This window comes from Salipiger sp., from assembly GCF_048261495.1.
Classification (GTDB): Bacteria; Pseudomonadota; Alphaproteobacteria; order Rhodobacterales; family Rhodobacteraceae; genus Salipiger.
Map to the genome: position 1 here is coordinate 188,248 of NZ_JBLXFX010000001.1, position 21,015 is coordinate 209,262.

13 protein-coding genes are annotated in these 21,015 nt (G+C 65.2%); 3 read left to right on the forward strand and 10 right to left on the reverse strand.

What is annotated here, in order from left to right; genetic code table 11:
• The first annotated feature begins 154 nt into the window (after positions 1-154).
• On the forward strand, positions 155-1,720 hold the full coding sequence (locus ACN0RJ_RS00820) for a 2-isopropylmalate synthase (protein ID WP_417723113.1): 1,566 nt from the start codon (positions 155-157) through the stop codon (positions 1,718-1,720).
• Positions 1,721-1,762: 42 nt separating this feature from the next.
• On the opposite strand, the gene ACN0RJ_RS00825 is transcribed toward ACN0RJ_RS00820, so the two are convergent.
• From ACN0RJ_RS00825 to ACN0RJ_RS00850, 6 genes are all read right to left on the reverse strand, one after another.
• Positions 1,763-2,146 (reverse strand): hypothetical protein, encoded by a 384-nt coding sequence (locus tag ACN0RJ_RS00825; protein WP_417723114.1) that lies wholly within the window; start codon positions 2,144-2,146, stop codon positions 1,763-1,765.
• 257 nt (positions 2,147-2,403) lie between these two features.
• Positions 2,404-5,436 (reverse strand): calcium-binding protein, encoded by a 3,033-nt coding sequence (locus tag ACN0RJ_RS00830; RefSeq protein WP_417723115.1) that lies wholly within the window; start codon positions 5,434-5,436, stop codon positions 2,404-2,406.
• A 181-nt stretch (positions 5,437-5,617) separates the two neighbouring features.
• A complete protein-coding gene (locus ACN0RJ_RS00835) occupies positions 5,618-7,705 on the reverse strand; it encodes a calcium-binding protein (protein ID WP_417723116.1) in 2,088 nt (695 codons plus the stop codon).
• A 153-nt stretch (positions 7,706-7,858) separates the two neighbouring features.
• Positions 7,859-9,514, reverse strand: a complete 1,656-nt coding sequence (locus ACN0RJ_RS00840) for a M10 family metallopeptidase C-terminal domain-containing protein (RefSeq protein ID WP_417723117.1) — start codon at positions 9,512-9,514, stop codon at positions 7,859-7,861.
• Positions 9,515-9,900: 386 nt separating this feature from the next.
• Positions 9,901-11,676: a M10 family metallopeptidase gene (locus ACN0RJ_RS00845; protein ID WP_417723118.1), complete on the reverse strand. Its 1,776-nt coding sequence runs from the start codon at positions 11,674-11,676 to the stop codon at positions 9,901-9,903.
• A gap of 95 nt (positions 11,677-11,771) precedes the next feature.
• Positions 11,772-14,009: a calcium-binding protein gene (locus ACN0RJ_RS00850; protein WP_417723119.1), complete on the reverse strand. Its 2,238-nt coding sequence runs from the start codon at positions 14,007-14,009 to the stop codon at positions 11,772-11,774.
• Between the two features lie 197 nt (positions 14,010-14,206).
• Here ACN0RJ_RS00850 and ACN0RJ_RS00855 point away from each other — a divergent pair, with 197 nt between their 5' ends.
• On the forward strand, positions 14,207-15,322 hold the full coding sequence (locus ACN0RJ_RS00855; protein ID WP_417723120.1) for an NAD-dependent epimerase/dehydratase family protein: 1,116 nt from the start codon (positions 14,207-14,209) through the stop codon (positions 15,320-15,322).
• Between the two features lie 57 nt (positions 15,323-15,379).
• Positions 15,380-16,345, forward strand: a complete 966-nt coding sequence (locus tag ACN0RJ_RS00860) for a glycosyltransferase (RefSeq protein ID WP_417723121.1) — start codon at positions 15,380-15,382, stop codon at positions 16,343-16,345.
• Between the two features lie 4 nt (positions 16,346-16,349).
• On the opposite strand, the gene ACN0RJ_RS00865 is transcribed toward ACN0RJ_RS00860, so the two are convergent.
• Genes ACN0RJ_RS00865 through ACN0RJ_RS00880 form a run of 4 tightly spaced genes read right to left on the reverse strand, consistent with a single transcriptional unit; the run spans position 16,350 to position 20,984 of the window.
• Positions 16,350-18,221 (reverse strand): rhamnan synthesis F family protein, encoded by a 1,872-nt coding sequence (locus ACN0RJ_RS00865; RefSeq protein WP_417723122.1) that lies wholly within the window; start codon positions 18,219-18,221, stop codon positions 16,350-16,352.
• A 37-nt stretch (positions 18,222-18,258) separates the two neighbouring features.
• On the reverse strand, positions 18,259-19,035 hold the full coding sequence (locus tag ACN0RJ_RS00870; protein ID WP_417723123.1) for a sulfotransferase domain-containing protein: 777 nt from the start codon (positions 19,033-19,035) through the stop codon (positions 18,259-18,261).
• On the reverse strand, positions 19,032-20,105 hold the full coding sequence (locus tag ACN0RJ_RS00875; protein ID WP_417723124.1) for a GSCFA domain-containing protein: 1,074 nt from the start codon (positions 20,103-20,105) through the stop codon (positions 19,032-19,034). Before ACN0RJ_RS00875 ends, ACN0RJ_RS00870 begins: the two co-directional genes overlap by 4 nt.
• A gap of 3 nt (positions 20,106-20,108) precedes the next feature.
• Entirely contained in the window at positions 20,109-20,984 is an 876-nt protein-coding gene (locus ACN0RJ_RS00880; protein WP_417723125.1) for a hypothetical protein, read from the reverse strand.
• Positions 20,985-21,015: the final 31 nt, after the last annotated feature.

Genomic DNA, 21,015 nt, shown 5'->3' on the forward strand with positions numbered 1-21,015 from the left:
CGATCCAGACCCGTGCCCCCGGCGCGGCTGTTGCGCTGGGCCTGCGTCTTCTCCTAATCCGCCTCTGAGCGCGCATCCCGGCGCGGCTGCTCAGAGGGGACCCGTTTCGCGCCGGCGAAACCCGCAGGACGAAGACCAGACAGAGATCAGGACAATGACAGACCAACCCAAAGACCGCGTGTTCATCTTCGACACGACTCTCCGCGACGGCGAACAATCCCCCGGCGCCACCATGACCCATTCCGAAAAGCTCGAAATCGCGGAGCTGCTCGAAGACATGGGCGTCGACATCATCGAGGCCGGCTTTCCCATCGCCTCCGAAGGGGACTTCAAGGCGGTGTCCGAGATCGCGCAGCGGTCGAAGGAGGCGGTGATCTGCGGCCTCGCCCGCGCCCAGATCCCCGACATCGACCGGTGCTGGGAGGCGGTGAAACATGCCGCGCGCCCGCGCATCCATACCTTCATCGGCACCTCGCCGCTGCACCGCGCCATTCCGAACCTCACCATGGACGAGATGGCCGACCGCATCCACGAGACAGTGACCCATGCCCGCAACCTCTGCGACAACGTGCAGTGGTCGCCGATGGACGCCACCCGGACCGAGTTCGACTATCTCTGCCGCACCATCGAGATCGCGATCAAGGCGGGTGCCACCACGATCAACATCCCCGATACCGTCGGCTATACCGCCCCGCGCGAGAGCGCCGAGCTGATCCGCCGCCTGATCGAGACGATCCCCGGCGCGGACGAGGTGATCTTTGCCACCCATTGCCACAACGACCTCGGCATGGCGACGGCGAACTCGCTCGCTGCGGTCGAGGCGGGCGCGCGGCAGATCGAATGCACGATCAACGGGCTCGGCGAGCGTGCGGGCAACACCGCGCTCGAAGAGGTCGTGATGGCGCTGAAGACGCGCGGCGACATCATGCCCTTCGACACCGGCGTGGACACCCGCAAGATCATGCACATCTCGCGCCGGGTCGCGACGGTCTCGGGCTTTGCGGTGCAGTTCAACAAGGCCATCGTCGGCAAGAACGCCTTTGCGCACGAGAGCGGCATCCATCAGGACGGCATGCTCAAGAACGCCGAGACGTTCGAGATCATGCGCCCCGAGGATGTGGGCCTTTCCGGCACCTCGCTTCCGCTCGGCAAGCATTCGGGCCGCGCGGCATTGCGCGCCAAGCTCAAGGATCTCGGCGTCGACGTCGGGGACAACCAGCTCAAGGACATCTTCGTCCGCTTCAAGGAGCTGGCCGACCGCAAGAAGGAGGTCTTTGACGAAGATATCCTCGCGCTGGTGACGGCGACCATGGCAGGCGATGCCGATCATCTCGAGATCGTATCGCTCAAGGTGGTCTGCGGCACCGGCGGCCCGGCCGAGGCGATCCTCGAAATGGAGGTCGGCGGCCAGGAGACGAGCGCGGACGAATACGGCGACGGCCCGGTGGATGCGACCTTCAAGGCGATCCGCAAGGTCTATCCCAACAAGGCGCGGCTGCAGCTCTACCAGGTGAACGCCGTGACCGAGGGCACGGATGCACAGGCAACCGTGTCCGTGCGTCTGGAGGAGGACGGCAATATCGCGACGGGGCAATCCGCCGATACCGACACCGTCGTCGCCTCGGCCCGCGCCTATGTGAACGCGCTCAACCGGCTTCACGTGCGCCGCAGCAAGACCGGAACGGACCGCAAGGAAATCAGCTACAAGGATGTGAGCTGATCCCGAAACGGGCCCCGGCTCTGCCGGGGTCCGCCGCCGATCTCAGAACAGGAAATCGTCGAACAGCGCGCTGCTGACCGGCATATCCGCGCCCTCCTCACCGCCAAATCCGACCGACGCGATATGATCGAGAAGTCCGACCGCATCGGCAAGTGCCTTTTCCGGGGCGTGATGCGGAATGTCCGCATAGGCCACTTCCGGCGGCGGACCGGGGGCGATGTGCGTCAACTCGCCGTAGGCGACCAGCGACACGGGGTCCGGCAGTTGGTGCGCAATGTCCTGAAACGCGACCAGCGGTCCGGGTCCGGGGGCCGTATGCGCGATGTCGACAAAGGTTTCGCCGGTGCCGGGTTCCGGGGCGTGATGCTCCTGCGTCTTGAACTCGAACGAGTCGGTCATTTCGAAGGGAAGCAAAAGCATAGACATGGCACCAGGTCCGATCGTTCAAAGTCAGAAGATGTCCGGAAAATTCCTTGTTCCGGCCACATTCAACATAGGCATCGGGCCGGGGGAACTCAAAGACTCCCTGAACGACAGGTTAATTTGCCCGGATTTCAGGAACGATCCGCTGCATCGGGCGTGATTGTGGCGGTCGGGGCGGCTCCGGCGCCGGACGGGAGCGTCGAAATGTGGCCGAATCGCGGCAGACCCGCCCCGAAGCCGGGGGCGGGTCTGCCGAGGGCTCAGATCAGGAAATCGTCCGCGGTGAGGTCCATGACCCCGGTCAGTTCGATCTCGAAATCCGCGAGGCCGTCGCCGTCCACGTCGGCCTGCACGATGGTGTTGCCGCCCTCGTGCACATAGGCCAGCTCGCCCGCCGTGCCGGACAGGCCCGCATCCCCGACGAAGTCGAAATACTGCTTGTTGCCCTGCGTGGTGTCGGCGTCGAAGCGGCGGATCTCGATCCGGTCCTCGCCGCTGACGAAATCGGTGATGACATCGCGATTGCCCGCCCCGACACCCGATTCCGCGATGTTGAAGTAGATGTAGCGGTCGCGGCGATCCTCGTCCGGGCCGCCGGTCATCGTGTCCGCCCCGAGCCCGCCGTAGAAGGCATCCGCCCCGGTCTGACCGAAGAGGAAGTCGTTGCCCGCGCGGCCATAAAGGCGGTCCGACAGGCCGCCGGTGTAGAACACGTTGGACCCGGAATCGCCGCGCAGCTGGTCCACCGTGTCGCCGGTCTGGAAGACCTCGACATTGGCAAAGGTGTCGCCAACGGCATCGCCATACATGAACTGGGTGTTCTGGAGATCGACCCGGACCGAGCGCGTGGCGCTGGTGTAACTGACCACGTCCCGGCCCGCTCCGCCGTCGATGAAATCGCCCCCGGCGCCTCCGTCGATCGTGTCGTTGCCGTCGCCGCCCGTCAGGCTGTCATCCCCCGCCCCGCCGAGGATCGAGTCATTGCCCCCGAGCCCGTCGTAGGTGTCGTTCCCGCCCAGCAGGTCGATGCTGTCCGCGCCGGAGGTCCCCGTAAGAGAATCCGCCGCCTCGGTCGGACCGGGTTCGGGCGGGGCTTCGCCGCCCTGGATCCGGACGCCGTGAATGGCCTGCTGGCTGGAGAATTGCACGTTGGTGTCATCGGTGAAGGTCAGAAACACCGTTCCGTCGTCGAGCCGGGTCAGTTCCACCGAATCCTGAGTGTCGGGAAGGTTCTCGTTCGCGATGGCGGCCTGCACGACCGGCGTGCCGTCGGCATCGAAGATCGCGTAATAGACATCGGTGTCGCTCGCGCCCTGCGCCTGCGCGACAAAGGCCAGAACGATCTGCCCGTCGCCGGTGATCTCGACGTCCCAGACCTGGGAATGCGACGATGAGACGTTGAGGTTCTCGCCCGGGTTCACCGGCCCCACGGTATCGAGCACGAAGGACGCGCCGACCGGCTGGCCGTTGTTGTTGACGATCTGGGCATGGAAGACGTTGTTCTGGTCCGGATAGACGACCAGGAACCGCCCGGCGTCGAGCGCGGCGACACGCGGCGGCAGGTAGGGGCTGATCGGCGCGTCGAGCAACACGGGAGCGCCCAGCGCCGGGGTGCCGTCGGCATTGTAGACCATCATCCGCGCGGAATTGACGAAATTCGCCGGGTTGTCGCTGCTCCAGACCACGGCGAGGCGGCCGTTGGACAGCAGCGCCGCGTCGACATCGGATTCCTGCTTGAGACCGTCGTCGAATTCCACCGCGGCACCCAGGGCGACGCCCTGCGCGTTGAAGAACTGCAGCATCCCGTCGTCGTCGAAGGCGTCGTCATCGTTGATGTAGGCCAGCATGAAGCCCGACTGCGTGGCGTGAAGCTGGATGTATTCGGCCTCGCCGTCGAAGACCACCGTGTCGGCGGTGCGGATCGAGCCGTCGGCATTGTAGACCTGTACGTGCACCTGCTCGATGGAGGGCGAATTGCCGGACAACCAGGCCACGGCCCAGCCACCGTCGCCGAGCGCGGCGACCGAGATTTCCTTGGCCCCCGCGATCTGCCCGATGGTCACGACACTGTCGTCGGAGGGGTCGAACACCCGCACGAAGCTGTAGAGATTGGTGTAATCGTAGACCACGACCACCCGGCCATCCGCCAGCGTCGCGGTTTCCGCATCCTCGGCCAGTTCGCCGAGCGTTGCCTGCGACAGGATGATCTCGTTCCCGGTGACGCCGGGGGCATCCGGGTCCGGCAGGGTGTATTCCAGATGCGGGTCCTCCTGGTCGAGATACCAGACCGAGCCGTCGGGAGAGACGTAGATGTATTCGGACCCCGACGACACCGGAGTGCCGTAGTCCCCGATCTCGACGCCGTCCGCATCGTAGAACCGCGTGTTGCGGCTGTCGTTCGGGGTGTAGCCCGTGGTCGTGCCGTAGGTCACCGCAAAGCCGCCGTTCGCCAGCGGCCAGAGGTTGACGCCGCCCTGGTTGCCCGCCGTATCTCCGGTATTCACCAGCTGCTCGGGGACGGAGACGGTGCCGTTGCGGTTGATGACCGTCACGAAGACCGAACTCTGCTGATCGTCCTCGTCGCCGTTCCGCGCGCCGACATAGCTGACGGCGATGCGGCCATCGGCAAGCTCCACCGCCTCGACGTCGAACTGGCCGAAGGCATAGAGAAGGCCCGGCGTGGTGATCGCGAATTCGTCGCCCGACAGCGTGCCGTCCATGTTGTAGTACTGGCCGTTGATGACGATTTCGTCCGAGGTGCCGGGCCGGTCGGAATGGCTGATCCGCAGGATGCGGTTCCCGACGACCAGCAACTCGGATTCGTTGTCGTAGTCGGTTCCGGCGGGTCGGGGAGTCTGGCTTTGATAGATCCCGGCATTGTTCGACAGGTACAGCGTGCCGTAGCTGGCCGTCGCGATCGCGCCGCCGGGAAGCTGGATCGAATTCGCGTAGACCGTGATGAAGGGCACCGTGGCATCGTTGGCGCTGGTGTCGAAGCTGTCCGAGCCGGCGACGCTGCCCGCCGCGTCGATGTGGAAGACATGGCCGGTGGTGGTCGAGTTCGAGCGGGCGACGATCCGGACCCCGCCGCCGCTGTCCGGCAGCACGTTGAATTCGTATGCGCCGGCATAGGGTTCGCCGACCGGGGTGCCCGCGCCGAAGGCGACCGCCTCCGAGGTGATCTCGGCGCCGCCCGGTGCGTAGACCCGCACGGTCCAGACCGGACCCGAGCCGATGTAGAGAGTCGAAATCACGACGATCCTGCCGTCAGGCAGCAGTGTCAAAGGTTCCATCAAATATCCTCCGCGAAAATAGGGCGCCTCCCGAACGCCGTGGCGGCGATGTTAGCTGAAGTCCCCCCCGGATAAAGTCCGAAATTCCACCGCTCTGCGGAAAATCCGGCGCCCCGGAACGACACCGGGGGCCGGAAGGTGCTGCGCCCCCGGCCCCCGGTCGATCCCGCTGCCGCGCGGATCAGATGAGGAAATCGTCCGCCGTCAGGACGACCGTGCCCGTCAGCTCGATTTCGAAATCCGCAACTCCGTCACCGTCGCGATCCGCCTCGACGATGGTGTTGCCACCCTCGAAACGGTAGCCGAGCTGCCCAGCGGTTCCATCCAGACCGTCTTCTCCGACAAAGTCGAAGGCCTGCTTGAAGCCCTGAGTGATGTCGGCGTCGATGCGGCCGAGCTCGATCCGGTCCTCGCCCGCGACGAAGTCGGTGATGATGTCGCGATTGCCCGCGCCCACGCCGGATTCCTCGGCCTGGAAGTAGATGAAGCGGTCGCGCCGTCCGGCATCGTCGCCGCCGGTCATCACGTCGGCCCCGAGGTTGCCGTAGATCGCATCGGCTCCGGCGCCACCGTTCAGGGTGTCGTTGCCGCCCCGTCCGTAGACGCGGTCGGACACGCCGCCGCCGTCGATCTCGTTCGCGCCGGCATCGCCGCGCAGGTTGTCCGCGGCGGCTCCGCCGAGGATGTTCTCGATCCCGAAGTAGATATCGCCCGATGCCGCGCCCTCGGTGAAGAAGCGGGCAAAGGCCGCGCCGCTCACGTCGTTCTGCAGATCGACAAGCACGCGGCCTTCCGACATCTCGTAGGACGCGAGATCGGTGCCGTTGCCGCCGTCGACGGTGTCGGAGCCGGAGCCGTCGGCCATCAGCACGTCGTCGCCGTCATCGCCCTGCAGGCGGTCGTTGCCTTCGCCACCGCGCAGGGTGTCGTCGCCGCCGTTGCCGCGCAGGCGGTTGTCGTTGCCGTCACCGGTCAGCATGTCGTCCCCGTTCCGGGAGCCGCGCACCTCTTCGATGTTGATCAGCGTGTCGGTGAAGAGATTGCCGTTCCAGCGTCCGGTGCCGGTACCCGCTTCGAGGTCGACCACCACGGAATCGATCTGGGAGCGGTCGTAGCGGATCACGTCCCAGCCCCCGGCGCCGTCGACCGTGTCGGCGCCGTTGCGCGTGATGAAGCGTTCGTTGCGGTCGCTGCCGGTGAGGCTGTCATCAAGGAAGGAGCCTTCGATTTCGAGCCAGCCGTTGCCGTTCACGGTGATCGTGTCGGTGCCGCCGAAGCCGTCGTTCGACACGGTGTTGGTGGACAGATCGACCACGACACCCTGGGTCGGATCGAAATCGCCGCCCCAGGAGTAGGAGACGCGCACGATCGAATCCACCGCGACGGTGACGTTGACCGTGTCATTGCCGCCGCCGGGATTGATCTGGATGTAGTCGTCGACATCCGCACGCACGTTGAACGTATCGCCGGAAGCCGTGCCGATCACCATGATCCCGTCGGCCGATGCCGCGGCTGCGAAATCGACGATGGTGTCGGTCCCCGCTCCGGTGATCTGCCCCGTATTGGCAAAGGCGTTGAGGTTGGCGGTAATGCCCTGGCCGATGTTGGAATAGTCGAGGATATTGAAGCTGGCGGAGCTGACATCGCTGTAGATGATGCGGTCATTGCCGCCGCCGGGGCGGATCATGTCCTCGGAGGAGTCGTTGCTGAGCGGATTGATCGTGTCGTCACCGGCCCCGCCGTCGAGCGCGTCTTCGCCCGTCGTCCCGAGGATGGAATCGTTTTCCGACACAGTGGCGCCGGTCAGCGCCGCCACCGCGATCTGCTGGTCCGGAGCGAATGCGCCCCCCGCGGTGCCGATGAAGGTGACCGTGTTCAGCCAGGCGTCGACGGCCGAGGGGGAGGAAAACGCCGGGGGCTCCACGCCCGCGATCCGGAAGATATGTTCGAAATCAGCGGGATCGTCCGAAGCGGAGATCGAAAGGATGTAGGTCGTTCCGCCGGACCAGACCACCTGCCCGAGGTAGAGCTGAAGCTCTGCCAGCATGTCGGAGGTGTAGCGCACACCGTCGAGCACGACATTGGTGATCTGGAGATCGGTGCCGATGTCCGGGAACGCATCGGGTTCGGAATCGTCGATGACGTTGTAGGAAAAGGACGTCGAGCCGTCCAGAATCACGAACTCCAGCGTCTCCGGCGATACGGATATGGTCGGGCCGTCATCCTCCGGAAATTGAATTCCGTAGCCCTCGAAAGAATATGTCGTCATGGTAACGAACCCTCAGCCTGCTTGAATTTACTGCCGGGCCGTTTTTCCAAGGTTCTACAAAATGGCGCCGGGCCCGGAATATACCGGGCCCGGACGACACTAACCTTTGTCAGCAATCCTGCAAGTCTTGCGGACACCCGATCGTATCAAACCTTACAGAAGGAAGTCGCTGGCGGAGAGGTCCATGATCCCGATCAGCTCGATCTCGAAATCCGCCACGCGGTCGCCGTCCACATCCCCCATGATGATCGTGGAGGTGCTGGAATGGCCGTAGCGAAGCTCTCCCGCATTGCCCGAGAAGAAGGTGTCGCCGACGAAGGTGAAGCTCTGCTTGAAGCCCTGGGTCAGGTCGGCATCGAAGCGCGAGATCTCGATGCGGTCCTCGCCCGGGGTGAAATCGGTGATGACGTCGCGCTGACCGGCCCCGACGCCGGTTTCGGCCATGTTGAAAAAGATGAACCGGTCCCGTCGCGCGCCGTCTCCGCCGGTCATGGTATCCGCACCCATGCCGCCGTAGAACGCATCGGCGCCGCCCTCGCCGTACAGGAAATCATCCCCGGCGCGGCCATAGAGCCGGTCCGAACTGCCGCCGGTGTAAAAGACGTTGCTGCCGCTGTCGCCGCGCAACTGGTCCGACGCATTGCCGGTCCGGAAGACCTCGACACTGGTGAAGGTGTCGCCGACCGCGTCGTTGTACATGTAGGCGGCGTTCTGAAGATCGACCCGGACAGACCGCGTCGCGCTTTCGTAGCTGACCGTATCGCGCCCCGGACCGCCGTCGATATGATCGCCGCCCCCGCCGCCGTCCAGCGTGTCGTTGCCGGCGCCGCCGCGCAGCGTGTCGTTGCCGCCGAGGCCCCGGATCATGTCGTCGCCACCATATCCGGAAATGTCGTCCGAACGCCCGGTGCCGGTGATGTCGTCCGGACCGTTGCCGGGCCCGGTGGTCGCCGCGTCGGCTTCGGCATCGACCTTGACGTTGGAACTGCCCATGGTCACGGTTTCCACCACGTTGCCATCCAGACCGCCGCCCGAGAAGGTCACGGTATAGCGCCCCGCCGGCAGCACCATCTGGTAGCCGCCCGAGGCCCAGGTCGTCGTGGTGTAGGTCCCGGCGTTGCTGACCGCCGTCACCGTGACGCCGCCCATCCCCTCTCCGACGTCATAGAAATCGTCATCGTCGAGATCGTCGATCACCACCCCGAGCAGTTGCGCCTGCGCGCCCCAGGTCGTGCCGAAATGCTGCGTGACGACCAGCGGCCCGACGGCGGTACGGGAGTTGTTCTCGTGGATGATGGAGATTCCGACCTCGGTATAGGTCGGGTTCAGGATGGTGATGCGGTGCCCGGCAGGGTCCTGGATGCCGCCGGTCGCGGCAGAGCCGCCCCAGTCGATGTAGAACCCCGCGTGGGCGTAAAGCACGTTGTAGGCATAGGAAAAGACGTTTTCGGCCACCTGGCGGATCGGCTGGTATCCGGCATTGCTGATCCGGGTCAGAAGGTCGGGCTCGCCGCTGACGTTGTGGGATTGGGTGTCGTGGTCGATCATCAGCTGACCGTGCGTGTCGGCGGATTCCGCCAGTTGCACGTGCCATGCCACCGGCGCGACCGCCGCGAGGCCCTGCAACTGGCTGTAGAGCAGATCCATGTCGGTGTTGAAGAAATTCAGGGCCGAGGTGATCTCCGGATTGGCCCCCGTGGCCCGTGCGGCATTGACAATCAGCTCGTCGAATTCCCCTGAGGGATTGGCTCGGGCACGGTTGACCAGTTCGAGGAGCAACTGCTCCTCTGCGGTGGGTTCCTGATACATAACAAACGACTCCTGCTCGCGGTCTGCTGTCCGCACACGTTCTCCGGTAAGGTGCCGCCCCTGGCAGAGGCCGGCACCAAGCTGTTGGTTGCAAAGGATTTGGATGTCTCGCGACAGAGTCAGGTCGTCGACGGACTCCCCGACGGGGTTATCCCCCGCTCGACAAGTCCGGTCCGGTTCTGAATGTCACCCCCACGGCGTTCAGGTTTCCCCTTCCAGAGCATGGACAGGAGTACCGTTCGAAGGTGTTCAAATTCGGGCTGGATGCGGACCAAATCGGTCCAATGGCGCGGCAATTCGCAAGATTTGACGCCATTTCGGCAACAAATCCGCCGGGCGGAGATGTTGCCGAAGTGCGCGGCCGGAGCAGTCTCCGGCCGTGGCGATCAGATGAGGAAGTCGTTTTCCGTCAGGGTCATGATGCCCGTCAACTGGATTTCGAAATCGGCCACGCCATCGCCGTCGACATCCGCCTGGACGATCGTGTTGCCTCCCAGGTGACGGTACCCGAGCTCGCCGGCGGTGCCGCTGAGCCCGGTCGACCCGACGAAGGTGAAGGCCTGCTTGAAGCCCTGCGTGGTGTCGGCGTCGAACCGCGAAATCTCGATCCGGTCCTCTCCCGCGACGAAATCGGTGATGATGTCCCGGTTGCCCGCCCCGACACCGCTTTCCGCGATGTTGAAGTAGATGTAGCGGTCACGCCGCCCGGCACCGGAACCGCCGGTCATCGTGTCGGCGCCGAGCCCGCCGTAAAAGGCATCCGCCCCGCCTTCGCCGAACAGGGTGTCGTTGCCCGCGCGACCATAGAGGCGATCGCTCAGACCGCCGGTGTAGAACACGTTGGACCCGGCATCGCCGCGCAGCTGGTCTACCGTGTCGCCGGTCCGGAAGACCTCGATGCTGATGAAGGTGTCGCCCACCGCGTCGCCGTACATGAACTGCGTGTTCTGCAGGTCGACCCGGACCGAGCGCGTCGCGCTTTCATAGCTGACGGTATCGCGCCCGGCACCGCCGTCGATCACGTCGCCACCGCCGCCGCCGTCCAGCACGTCGTCCCCGCCGCCGCCACGCAGGGAATCGTTGCCGCCACCTCCGCGCAGCGTGTCGTTCGCCCCGCCGCCCGAGAGGGAATCGTTGCCGAGCCCGCCGAGCAGCGTGTTGCGCGCGTCGTTGCCGGTGATCGTATCGTCGCCGGACCCGCCGAAGGCGTTCTCGATCTCGACCCCGTTGGCGATGGTGAAGCCGCCGACCACGGACCCGGTATAGGAGACATAGCCCCCCGCGTGGGCCCCGGTCAGCTCTGCCGGACGCAGGTCGATGGTGTAGTCGAGATCGCTGCCCGTCGCGGTGATCGTGTCGTCGCCGCCGGTGTCCCAGATGCAGGCCCAGAGCGTGCCCGACCCGTTGGCCGAGGGCAGCGCATAGCTGTCGTTGCCGTTTGCGTAGGTGGTGTTGGCGCCGTAGAGCGCCTGGATCGCGGCGATGTCCAGCGCCATCGGCGTGGCGGAATAGCCGTAGGTTTCATCCCCGAGCAACGGCGAGTGGTTCGGAAATTCCGTCAGCCAGCCGTCGTTGTAGGTCATGACGGTGAAGACACCCTGATTCAGGTCGTAATCTCCGAAATCGTCATAGGCCGAGGTCACGCCGGGAAAGATGCCGCTGGTGCCGCCGTTGTCCTGCGGATGCGCCAGGCCGAGGCCGTGCCCGACCTCGTGCAGGATGGTCAGAAAGGCGTAGCCGCCGGGAAGGAGGCCCGCCGGATACCAGCCCTGCCCCTGTTCGCTGAACACCCCGTAGAGCGGTTCGATGGCCGAGGTGTCCGGCACTTCGTGCCAGCCCAGTGCGCCGACCTCGGCATCGGAGCCGAGCCAGTACCAGATGTCGGCAAGATCCGCGATCGTGGTCTGGCGGAAGTCGATGTTGGCGACCGCCTCCCAGGCGTCCGTCACCGCGTCGAGCGCGGCGCGTTCCGCCGCGGTCCAGGGAGAGGCGGAGGCAATGCCGTTGAAGCCGTAGGGATCTGCGCCGCTCTGGTAGAAATAATCGATGCGCACCGGGAAGGAGGAGGTGTTGGAGGTCCACCGGCCTCCCCAGATCAGGGCGTCGATCCAGGGGTTGTCGCCGCGATAGACAAAATTGCCGGTGGTGGTCAGCGTACTCATTCCGATGCTCCTCGATCAACGGCGTGGTCAGGCGCCATCTCCTGCGCGCCGTCATAGCCGTCCTCAAGGCATTTTGCACCTGTCCGTATCTGGTCTCAGAGCAGAAAATCGCTGGCGTGAAGGGTGTGCCGCCCGGTCAGTTCGATCTCGAAATCGGCCACGCCGTCGCCGTCCAGATCCGCCTGCACCAGGGTGATGCCCTGCCCCGCCACGATGCCCGCGCGCAGCTCTCCCGCGTGGCCCGAAAAGGCATTGCTGCCGATGAAGGTGAAAGCCTGCTTGCCGCCGAGCGACAGGTCGGCGTCGAGGCGACCGAGTTCGATCCGGTCCTCGCCCGGGACGAAATCCGTGATGACATCGCGATGGCCCGCGCCGACCCCGGATTCCGCCGCGTTGAAATAGATGAAGCGGTCGCGCCGCCCGGCATCGTCGCCGCCGGTCATCACGTCGGCCCCGAGGTTGCCGTACAGCGCATCGGCCCCTGTGCCGCCGTTCAGCGTGTCGTTCCCGCCGCGACCGTACAGCCGGTCCGAAACGCCGCCGCCGTGCAGGACGTCTCCGCCATGTCCGCCGCGCAGGTTGTCGGCGAACCCCCCGCCGAAGAAGCGTTCCACGTTGGTGTAGCTGTCGCCCAGCGCGCTGCCGTACCCGAAAAACCGCGCGAAGCCCGACGATTGCACATCGTTGAGAAGATCCACCAGCACCCGCCCGTCGACCCCCCGGAAATCCAGCGTGTCGATCCCGTCGCCGCCGTCCACGGTATCCGCGCCCGGTCCCGCGAGAATGCGGTCGTTGCCGCCGAGGCCGCGGATCTCGTCTCCGCGGGAACTGCCGTCCAGAACGTCGTTGCCCCCGGTCCCCGTCACGAAATCCCCCGTCGTGCTCTCCCGCATCGCGACGGTGCCGGTCTGAAGATGCGCCACCCCGAACGTGATGCGAAGCTGGTCTGCATCCAGCGGCCGACCGTCTGCGGAACGGATCTCGATCTCCAGGTCGCGGAACATCACGAGCGCCCCGTTCGCGGTGGCGGAAATCGTCAGCTGGTCGATCGAGTAGAGCATCGGGATCAGCGACAGGTCGAGCGTGTCGGCCGCCGGGTCGTAATCGGTGACGATGTCGCGCCCCGTGCTGTTGTCGAAGACGAAGATGTCCGCGCCTCCTCCGCCGATCAGCCAGTCCTGCCCGGCGCCGCCGATCAGGATGTCGTCCTGCGCGTTGCCCCGGAGCGTGTCGTCGCCGGAGGTCCCCTGAAGGATATCGCCGAAGCCGCGCAGATCGACGTCGAACTGGCCGATGCCGGTTTCGCCCTCGCCCGAAACGTAGATGTGCAGACCGTCTGCCGTCGGGGTCGCGGTCAGCGCGCTGACGTTCCGAAGCGGGGTACCCGCGGTATCGGCAACGGAATCGAGGTAGAGCAGCCTGCCGCCTTCGAGAACGAGAAACAGGCTCATCCCGTCATCGCCCCCCGCGGCCACGACAAAGCTGTTGCCCTCCCACTCGGCCGAGGCCAGTTCGGACGCACCGCCGAAACGGCTGTCGAGATCGTCGATCACGTGGTCCGTCGCGTGCAGCGCGCCGTCCCCGCCGATCCGAAGCACGCTGAGCGAGGAACTGTCCGACCCCGCCACCACGACATAGGGCACGCCGTTCACCGTGACCGAGGTCAACGCGCTCGGCGAGTCGATCCCCAGCCCGTCCTCCATCCCGATGCGCCCGATTTCGATGAGGGAGCCGTCGGCCAGGATACTCCAGGACACGACGGCATCGCCGGTCGCGGAGGCGCCGACAAGGTAGTCCTCCTCGAACTCCTCGATGATTTCGAGCGCCACGAAGTAGCCGAGATTCACCGCGGCGTTGCGAAGATTGCGGACGCTGCCGTCGCGCTCCATCTTGAAGACAGAAATGCCGGTCTCGCGCTTGCCGACGATCAGCAGACTGCCGAAGGTCGCCACCGACAGCGCATCGACGACGGACGCGCCCGTCACGCCGGCCCATTGCGCGGCCCCGTCGAAGGTGCCGTTGCCGTTGATGTCCACCGACTCAAGCCCGCCGTCCCCGTGCAGGACGGTCATCACCCGCTGTTGCCCCGCCGTGCTCGTCACCACGATATCCGCCGTGCCGAAGGCCATGGTTCCGGAGGCGTGCGTCGACTGGCCGACCAGCGTGGTCTGCCCGTTCGCCGCGACGGCATAGGAACTCAGCCCGCCGGTATAGCCGGACGCGGCGAAAAGATACGTCGTACCGCCCACCTCGGCGATTTCGAGATCCGTGATTCCGGCCCCGAACCCGGCGCGACCCGTTGCCAGGGAGCGCGCATAGGTCATTTCCACCATGGTCCTGTTCCGATCATGAGCGCACCCACCGGGGGTTACCCTCGCCCGGGGGCATGGCCCGCGCCGGATACAATGGCGGCGAAACCGGGGCGATTAATTCATGTTTTTCGCGAAATACTCGGGCATGGCGACTCAGCGGCAGAATTTGCCTTTCCGAACCGTTTCTGACAAAGACGCTTGAGGCCAAGGAGAAGTGCATGACGCAGGGTCGGGTATTGGTAACGGGTGGCGCGGGATTTATCGGCTCGCGCCTGGCGGTCAGGCTGGCATCCCAGGGTCACAGGGTCACCGTCTTCGACAATTTCCTGGCCCAGGTGCATGACGGAAATCCGGAAAATCGCGAACGGCTGAAGGCCACCGGGATCACCGTGATCGAGGCGGACATCCGCGACCGCGCCGCGCTGGTCGAGGCGGTGCGCGTCTCCGATCCGGAGATCATCTACCATTTCGCCGCCGAAACCGGCACCGGCCAGAGCTTCGATCTGCCGACCCGCTACTCCGAGGTGAACGTGCTCGGCACCGCGCACCTGATCGAGGCGGTGCGCGCGCATGGCGGTTCCGTGCGCCGGATCGTGCTGTCGGCAACCCGCGCGGTCTACGGAGAGGGCGCCTATGTCGATGCGGAGGGCCGCGTCGCCACCGCCTCGGCGCGGGATGACGATGCCATGGCCGCCGGGGATTTCGCCGTGCGCGATGCCGCGGGCCGTCCGCTGACTCCGGTCGCCACCTCTGCCGCCTGCCCCGTGGCGCCCGCGTCGATCTATGCGTCGACCAAGCTCATGCAGGAATACCTGCTGCAACAGGCGTTCTGGGGCAGCGACGTGGCAGTCGGCATCCTGCGCCTTCAGAACGTCTACGGGCCCGGCCAGTCGCAGAACAATCCCTATACCGGGGTGCTGTCGATCTTCTGCCGGCAGATCCAGGAGGGCGGCGCCCTTGCCATCTACGAGGACGGCGAGATCACGCGGGATTTCGTACTGGTGGACGATGTGGTCAACGCCTTCGCGCTCATGGGCTCCGTCACCGACATGCCGACCGACATCCTCGACATCGGCTCCGGCGAAACGGTCACCATCCTGGAGATCGCGCGCCGGTTGCTGGACCGCTTCGGCATGCCCCGCGACCACCTCACGGTGACCGGCGCCTTCCGGCCCGGCGACATCCGGCACGCGCTGGCCGATATCACGCTGGCGCGGGAAAAGCTGGGCTGGATGCCGCGCTTTTCGCTCGACGAGGGGCTCGACCGGCTGGTCGACTGGTCTCGGGACGACATGACGGCGAATGTCACCCGGATCCGCGCGGTCGGCACCTGACATCCCCGACAACAGGAAATTCTTGCCGAAACGCCTCCGGAAGAGGATGATCGGCAGATGCGCGACACGGCGCAGGAACGAGGGACCGACATGACCGCGGCCGGGGAAACGCCTTTGGTCACCATTTTGATGGGCACCCGCAACGGTGCGCCTCATCTGCGCGAGCAGCTGGATTCGCTGGCGCGCCAGACGCAATCGCGCTGGCGGCTCTGGGTGGGGGATGATGGCTCGACCGACACCACGCGCCAGATCCTGACCGATTTCGCCGCCTCCGTTCCGCAGGAGGTGCGCCTGCTCGACGGACCGGGCAAAGGCGTCGCGGGAAATTTTCTCGCGCTTCTCTGCCACCCGGACCTGCCTCCCGGTCCGGTCGCCTTCAGCGATCAGGACGACATCTGGTATCCCCATCGCCTTGCCCGTGCGCTGGATCGTCTGTCGGAGGCGGGGGAGGGCGTTGCGCTCTATTGCTCGCGGACCGAACTCGGGACCGATCCCGACCGGCCGCGTGCGACCTCGCCACTGTGGCAGCGCCCGCCGTCCTTTCGCAACGCGCTGATCCAGACCGTTGCCGGGGGAAACACGATGGTGCTGTCCGAAGGCGGTGTCACGCTGGCGCGCTCTGCCGGGCTCGACCCCCTGCCCGCCTTTCACGACTGGTGGTTCTACCAGTTGGTCAGCGGCTCCGGGGGCAAGATCCTCTACGATGCGCAGCCGACGCTGTTCTACCGCCAGCACCATCACAACCAGCTCGGGCGGAATCGCGGTTTCGCGGCGCGCTATGCCCGGTTCGGAACGATCTGGCAGGGCCGCTACCACCACTGGATCACCCGCAACGTACGGGCATTGCAGCGCAATTCCCATCTTCTGACCGCAGAGAACCAGGCGATCCTTGCCGAATTCGCCGCCCTTCGCCGATGCAAGGGTCCGCAGGTCATCGCGGGTTGGCAGCGGCTCGGCCTGCACCGGCAGGGACGGCTGGAAACCGCGCTGATGGCCGGGGCCGCGATGCTGGGACGGATCTGACCGCTCAGTTCCCTCGGGTCAGCAGGTAGACGGCGGCATTCTTGAACGGCCGCAGGAAGGCGCGCGAGGCGGGGAACCGCTGCAACGTGCGTCCATAGGCATCGCGCAAGGTCCGGAAGATGGTCCGGCGGATCACCATGCCGCGGCTTTCCAGTTCGAGCTGCTGGTCGATCACGTTGTTCGAGGCGCAATAGGCCGAGAACATCTGCGCCTTGTACTCAAGCTTGGCATAGTTGCGCCCGGCCATACGGGGCGACATCACCTGCACGATGCGATAGCCGCGATCCTGCACCGCGTAGCCGATCAGCCGCTCCTGCACATGCGCGACGCCACCGTCCACGTGATGCGGTTCCGCGTTGTAATCGCTCCACTTCCAGCGCCAGTCGAACATCTTCTGAAGCGCATCCGTGCGGAACCAGTACATCGTCCCGTAGGGCGCGACCGGGGTGAAATCGTCCAGTGGCACGTCGATGTACATTTCCCGCGTCAGGTCGGCGAGCGTGCGCTTGTTGCTGAACCACGAATGTCCGAGCGTCCCGAAACCTATGTGCACCACCGGCGGAACGATCATCCCGATATCCGGCTGCGCCTCGAAGAGGTCGAGCACGTTGCGCACGTAACCCTCGGTATGCACGAGGTTTTCGAAGAGGTGATCCTTGAACCCCTCGCCCACCTGCCGCGACACCTGCGGCGTGCGCTTGGAGTGCAGGCGCAGCGCGACCTCGTATTCGCCGGAGAGGGCCACGTCGCGCCAGGTGATGAACAGCGAGGACATGTCGCGGCCGCGGTTCTCTTCGACGACGCGGACGTCGTGGCCGTCGCCGGGCCAGCCCTTGTCGTCCAGAAAGGCCCGGATGCTGGCTGCGTCGGCTTCGCTCGCCGTGGTGATGAAGAGATGGGAATCCTGCGGCAGGCGTTGGATCAGGGCCCAGAATTCCGGCATCATCTCGGCATAGTAGGCGTGGATGAAGACGGCGATGGTGCCGAAGGCCCAGCGCTGTTTGGTCGGGTTGACCGCGTGAGGCGACAGCACCTCGTATTGATCCGCGATGGTGCAGAAATTGCGCAGCTTCACATGGCGCGTGGCGAACCGGATGAGCGCGCGATAGACGGCCGGGTCTTCGGCGCGCAGCCAGTCGATGGCACCGCGCAGGTCGATGGCGCTGACATCATGGATCAGCGGATCGAGCAGCAGGACCGACACGGGGATGCAGGGGGCGCCGGCCCTGACCAGCCGGTCGATCTCGAAATAGCGCGGTTCGGCAGAGCCGGCGACGCCCGCCTCCATCGGATAGGCGACGGTATGCCCGTCATCCTCCAGCAGACGGCCAAGCCCCACGACGCCGTCGAGCAGATCGCGCCACGGGTCATTGAGCGGCACCAGATCCCGCCAGAAGGCCTGGAACCGGGTATCCTGCACCAGATCCGCCGAGAACAGGGTGAAATCGAGCTGCGGCACCCGCGCCGGCGGCTTGAACGGGTCGAGCCGCAGGTCCAGCGCGCAATCGTGCCAGTAGGGCGCCAGCACCTGCGCGCCCGGAGGCAGCGCGAAACCGCCGGGCCCGAGCACGCCGATCGGGCCGAAGACGTGGCTGCCGGTGATCAGTACCGGGCCGTCGGTCCGCCCCTCGTCGAACAGTGCCAGAAGACCCTGCCGCGCCCCCGCGAGGGGCGTGAAGACCTTGCCGTCGAAGGGGGTGATCCGGATATTGGGCAGACCGCCCAGCAGGGTTTCGAAGCGCTCGCGGAAATCGCCTTCGATCACCACGTCCACGCGGTCGAAGGCTTCGGACAGGCGGGCGACACCCAGCCGGATGACGCCGTCCTCGTTCAGTCCCTTGCCGACCACGTAGATGGCAACCTGTCCAGCCGTCACACCCGGTCCCTCTCAAGTCGCATGCCCGGCACGATGCTCACGCCATCTCGTAACCAAGCAGCGACATGTCTTCGCCCCAGCGGGACACGAAGCGGTCGACCTGATCGTCTGTCAGGTAGTTTCGGAAATTCTCGCGCTGGCGCTTCCAGAAGAACTTGCCGTTCTGCTGCGTCCGCTTGTCCGCCGCCTTGTAGACATTCGCCAGATCGACGTTTTCGAGCCCGAGGAAACCGCACATCGCGGCGATCTGACCTTCGAAATCGTCGAACAGGTCCTCGTAGCGCAGGATATGCACCTGGCCCCAGGTTTCCTTGAGCTTGCGGAAGTTCGCCACGTGTTCGAAGACGCCGCCGAAGGCCTTGTTGCGCGGCATCAGCGTGCCGTGTTCGAGGAAGATGGAAAACAGGTGCTCCATCTGTTCTGGGGTCAGATCCTCGACCGTGTCGAAGCTGATGTTGAGCTGCTTGCCGGCCTGCGGAGAGACGTTGTTCGACACGAAATTCAGGTAGGACACGAAGACATCCAGCGGATGCCGGTAGATGTAGAGCACCTTGTCCGTGTGAAGCGGATCGCCTTCGTCATCTTCCAGCAGATGCTTGCGATGGGACTTGTAGAAGAACCAGTCCGTCCCCTGGAAGGACCAGGGGTTCTGCATGATCCGCCCGTAGTGCGTATCGGTCACGTATTTCTGGAGCGCCCCGGCGGACATCGGCATGGACGTCGCGCCCGCGATGATCGCCCTGAGCCAGGTGTTTCCGCTTTTGGGGAACGAGTAGAGCCCCACCACCTTCTTCGGCAATTCCTGGTCGTTCATCGAACCGCTTTTTCTATCATCTCTTCGTCACAGATCAGATCCAGGGCGGCGCCAATCTGGTCCTCGAACCTGCTCTCGTTGCCGGTCTCGGGCACGGCCTGAACCGTCCCGTCCGTATAGTGGCGCATGAATAACCGCATTACATGGTCTACACCAGCCTGTTCCACGTCCCTCAGGTCCTGCGCGAAATAGGCACCCTGCGCGTGGTTGCCCGTGATGACTTCGTACGACGGAAAGTAGAAGCAATCGTCAAGAAGACCACTCAATTGTTCGACGGCGACGCGCAGCACGGCCTTGGAATAGGCGGTGGCCGCGATCACGCTCTGATCCTGCCGCGCGGTGGCGATCAGCGGCACGGGAGAGACGGTCATCAGCACCTTCACACCGGGGTTGACCGCGCGCATCTGCTGCACGAAATCGGCGAAATCGGCGACGATCTCGTCCACGGTGAAATTGTGGAAGGTGTGGCGTTCCGGATCGAAGGCGCCGCCCGCGACACCGGGCGCGAGGGGAAAGACCACGCCGTCCTCCCTGGACACCCAAGCCTCGGTCAGACCGAAGGTGAAGACGAAGACATCCGCCGTCTCGATCATCTCGCGCACCGCGGCGAAGTGGCGGTCGCGCATGACCGCCAGTTCCTCGGCGTCGCAGAACGGACGCGGCTGCACGTTGGGGCGGAAGGGATCGACGCAGCCGCCCTCGACCTCCCAGAGATCCTCGACCGGGGTGAATGCGCCATAGGCGCGCCGCGCAAGCTGGTTGAGCTGACGCGCAGTGTAGATGTTGCCGTAACGGGCTGTGAAGACACCGTAATTGTAGCTTTGCGCCACCGTGTCCGAGATCACCGGATGCGCCTTTTCGGTCACGAGGTAATTGTACCCCTCGGCCTTCAGGTGGCGGGCGATGTGCTGGGCAAAGCAACTGCCCGCCGTGGCGATCTTCATCTCGGGCGTCAGGGTGAATCCGCCCTTCACCACGGGGTCGATCTCGGCCGCGGTCAGGCCGCGATGGCTGCGCGACCAGAAGCAATGGTCGGGAAGGTCGGAATAGGGGTTGTTCGGACGGTTCATGCCTCAGACCTCCGCCGGTTGTTCGAAGGCCAGGTCGAGCACGTGATCCAGTACGACCAGCCCGTAATCCAGGTTGCCGTGCGTCGGGTCCTTCTGCCAGAACTGGCGCGACAGGCAGCCGTCGGTAAAGACCACGGGCGGCAGATCGACAAAGGTCGTGCCGGTGCCCGCGATGCCGTCGCGAAGCACCTCGCAATAGAGCAGCCACAGCTTGCGGCGCAGCGAGACCGGCGAGATGCCGTATTCCCCGGCGCGGTCGGCAAAGGCCCCGGGAAAGGACAGGATGTGCTCTTCGCTCGCGATCGGAGGCGGCGGCGGCACCATGTAGATCGGCACGTCCCCGGCGACGTCGTTGAAGAAGCGCCAGAACAGCAGGGCGTTGTTGTCGACGGTTTCGCGCAGGTGGTCCTTCATCATGCCGTGCGGAATGACCTCGGCGCCCTCGATCAACGGCAGGTCGCTGCCGGGAAGGGTGAAATCGAAGGGGCGCGGATGACGCAGCATCCCGAGGCTGTTGTATTCATTGCCCATGCAGATCAGCAGGATCGCGTCCGGCTTCTGCTCGGCCAGCGACCCGCGCAGGAAGGTTTCCAGCTTTTCCGACAGGGCGCGGACCTTTTCGCCCTTTGACACCGCTTCGGCTCCGGGACCGCGCAGGCGGTCGGCCATCGACCGGTAGATCTCTTCGCCCTCCTTGCGGGCCGATTTGAGCTTGCCGAAACCGATCAGCTCGAAATTCGGCTGCAGGGGCTTGCGCCCGAGCCATTCGAACTGCGCCTCGATGGTCGGATCGGGTTCTTCGGCCTCGCGCTCCTTGTAGGCGCGCATCATCGCGGCAAGGTGCGAATGCCCGTATGCCACCAGTTTTCTAGGCGCCATGGCCCGGTCCTTCCGTTCTTGCCGGCGCGGG